The organism is Bacteroidales bacterium, from assembly GCA_014860585.1.
Taxonomy (GTDB): Bacteria; Bacteroidota; Bacteroidia; order Bacteroidales; family 4484-276; genus RZYY01.
Map to the genome: position 1 here is coordinate 1 of JACZJL010000139.1, position 3,384 is coordinate 3,384.

4 protein-coding genes are annotated in these 3,384 nt (G+C 37.4%); 2 read left to right on the plus strand and 2 right to left on the minus strand.

Translation table 11 applies throughout. The features are described from left to right. On the plus strand, positions 1-185 hold a 185-nt coding region (locus tag IH598_14480), incomplete at its 5' end, for a hybrid sensor histidine kinase/response regulator (protein ID MBE0639721.1). 222 nt (positions 186-407) lie between these two features. Here the strand turns inward: IH598_14480 and IH598_14485 are convergent. Further along, complete coding sequence (locus IH598_14485) at positions 408-1,889, minus strand: serine hydrolase (protein ID MBE0639722.1); 1,482 nt, start codon at positions 1,887-1,889, stop codon at positions 408-410. A 230-nt stretch (positions 1,890-2,119) separates the two neighbouring features. Here IH598_14485 and IH598_14490 point away from each other — a divergent pair, with 230 nt between their 5' ends. After that, the gene (locus tag IH598_14490; GenBank protein ID MBE0639723.1) at positions 2,120-2,215 is read left to right on the plus strand and encodes a HAMP domain-containing histidine kinase; all 96 of its coding nucleotides are present in this window, start codon (positions 2,120-2,122) and stop codon (positions 2,213-2,215) included. Positions 2,216-2,406: 191 nt separating this feature from the next. Here the strand turns inward: IH598_14490 and IH598_14495 are convergent, their stop codons facing one another. Continuing rightward, positions 2,407-2,874 (minus strand): hypothetical protein, encoded by a 468-nt coding sequence (locus tag IH598_14495; GenBank protein MBE0639724.1) that lies wholly within the window; start codon positions 2,872-2,874, stop codon positions 2,407-2,409. Positions 2,875-3,384: the final 510 nt, after the last annotated feature.

The window sequence follows — 3,384 nt, forward strand, 5'->3', positions numbered from 1 at the left end:
CCGACGACCAACAGGATTTGTTCAAGGATTTTGTAAGGATAAAAAATCCAAAAACCCGCAACATCATCGGTAGTGGTCTCGGTCTTTCTATAGTAAAAAAGATTGTGGATTTGAACCAGGGTGAAATCACCGTGCAAAGCACACCGGATAAAGGAACAAAATTTAGGATAGAACTGCCGTTTTAGGGTGAGTCAATCGATGTTAACATGATTTTTGCCGCTTAAGGATAGGAATGGTTTGGTACAACAGTTTGCAATAATAGCTTCCAACAGTTCTCTTTCAAGATTCTTATGGATTTGCTGCATTTTGCTTGTACTCTTCTTTTTCCCTTATGGCTTTATTGCGGCTATTGGCTGTCATTTGCCGATAGGGGCAGGTTTAATTCCTTGTCTTCAGCCTGGTGAATGCTATTGAATGATGATTTTATTGGTGAGATATTTATTTCCATTTTTTGCTTTTACAACATACATTCCTTTTTGAAAATCTTTCAGGTTTATTGAATTGACGCTTTTGATTTTAAAATCAGGATCAGAATATGCCAATTTTCCATACTGATTGTAGATTTCAATGGATTGAACATTTGCAGGATGTGTAAAATAAAATATTCCGTCAGAAGGATTGGGGAACATATTTAAAGATGGCGGGAAATTGGTTTCATCAAAACCAGTTATCAGATCAAACAAATCATGTGTTGGCCATCTTTCAATATTTTGTAACTCATCTGTAACTAAATCCATAAATGCAATGTAAAAAGGGCCATAATTCTGAGGCAGGGAATTGAACAAGATTGCCCAGTTGAGTTGATGTTGCCCGTTTCGCTTGATAACTGTGCAAGTACCCTGGATGCCCCCAGCGTTCCAATAATCACCTCCGGACAATTTCCACCCAAGAGCATACTGCGGCCAATTAATTGAGGGTGCTGTCATGGTATCAATGGTAGCTGGCAATAGAATGTCCGGTTTGGTAGGAAAACGATCTACTGCAATAAGCCATTTGCACAAATCATGGGCGGATGCCACCCAGCCACCTGCTGCAGTCATGATCTCCCAGTTATACCCGCCATACTGAGCGGGTACGCTGTTGGGAATGCCGGTATATATCGAAGTCATCAACGGCGCCCCCGGATAGTCATAATACGTTACTTCTCCGGGAAGGGTATCTTGCAAAAGTGTGCGTCCTGCGTGCATGTTAGTTATGTCAATTGGAAGCATAATTTCATTGCGCACAAATTCCTCATAATCCATGCCTGTAATCTCTTCGATTACTTTGCCCAACACGGCATAAACAAAATTGCAATAACTGGCAGAGGTTCCAGGGGTATAGCTCAACATTACATTATTTAGTGTCCAATTTATTACCAATTCAATCGAATCTGTCGGCGGCGGCACCCCCATTGCAATTGCAATATCATAAGTCATAAAAAGCGGGTCGCTGGGATAAACAAATATAAAACCTGCACTGTGGTTAAGCAATTGCCTGACCGTGATGTCAAAATATCTTGAGTCAATGGCATATTGATAGATTGGATCATTTAAAATACCGTCGGATCCAAAAACTTTCTCGTCCAGATTCAGCAATCCATTTTCGAACAAATACATTGCTGCAACACTGGTGATGGATTTGGAAATACTTGCCAGCCTGAAAATGCTCTCAGGTTGCACGAGCTTTTGGGTTGCCGTATCGGCATAGCCGAAACCCCGATCATACACCAATCGTCCTTCGTAGGTAATGGCACATTGCCCGCCGGGGATTTGATAATCTATCAACAGTTCCTGCATTTTTGAATCAAAAATTTCAAGTTCCGGAACATAAATTCCTGTTTGCCCTTTGAGTGTAAGGCTTGAAAAAATTAAAAGGATAACCGATGATCTTGTAAAGTAGTTTACCATACAATTATTTTAATAATAATGTTACATTAAGGACGTCTTTTGGGTTTAATAAACTTTCAAATACGCTTTTCAAATTTAACTATATGTACCTAACACTCGCCATCGTTTACAGGCGACTTACCAACAGTCAATGTTAGAATTGAGCAAAGGTAAATTTTTATTCCGACAAACCTCCCGGGGAAATACTATACATTTTTTGGTTCATCACCGGCAGCGGTCTCGGACTCTCCATGGTTAAAAAGATTGTGGATTTGAGCCAGGGCGAAATCACCGTGCAAAGCACACCGGATAAAGGAACAAAATTTAGGATCGAGTTGCCGTTTTAGGGAGTTAGGGGTGAGTTTAGGTAACGGTTTGCAGCTATAAGAAGTTGGCGATTTCGAAGCACAAAACTGTCTGCCAGCACTGAACTTGATACGAAGCACAAAGCTTCATTTAACCACTGAACCGTCAATTTCTTATAGGTGCTGTTGTGGTGCGTTTTTATTACACGTTTTGTTTTTATTCAGTTTTCTATTTAAACCTTTTTTAAATCCAAATATTTCTTAAAATTGTTTCGTAGTCGGCTTGTTAAAAACATTCCAAATAGATAAAATAAAATTCCAACTGCAATTATAATTAGCCCGAAAATCAAGGTTTTATTATTTGATTCTGCTATGATTATGGTAATTATTCCTATTAATATAGTAAGAATAGGGAAAATGGCTATAACGGGATTTGGTTTAATGTTTAATTTTAATAATGTGCCTTTTCCTGACTTTATAATTTCTCCATATAAATAAGCGGTTTTTCTTTTAAAATTAGGCACATACCACGTAATATAAGTCCATTTGTCATAAGTTTCAAACTCATTTTGACTTGTAAATTTTCCAACAAAGCTTAAATTACTTTGCTTGAAAACGTCTTCAATTTTTTGCTTTAAAGTATCTCCATTTAAATTTGAAGAATAATTTATGTTTCTGGTATTGAGTATTTTTTCAATCATTTTTTGTGAGTATTTGTTTTCAATTACTTCGTGTCTGTTTGTCTTTTCCGTTAATTCTAAATTTTATTGGTTGTCACGCTGTTTTTTTAAATGCACCACAACTCGTTTGTAACCTTACCAAAGGTAACGAATACTTCGAAATATGTCTGTGTAACCTTACCATCAGTTAGTTTTTAATTTCAGCAAAATTAATTTTTTTACTGGTACAATCTAAAAACCAGCAGATTCTCCTGCACAATCTGTAAAGTGCTCATTGTGTGGTAGCCAAAGGGATGGCTATCGTTTTTTGTGATGGGCCATATTTGGCCAGAAAAAGTCTCCATTTATCATTTATCTACTTTCATGTGATTGCAGCCGCCATGCCTGCGATATAATTTTGCCGCATTAATCTTTAAATCTAATCAACAATGAAAAAGTTTACATTCATTTCAGTTCTGTTTCTTTTTGCAGTTTATTTTCAAACTGTTAGTGCACAGTTGAGCAACTACAACTTCAGCAGTGCTGTTGAAG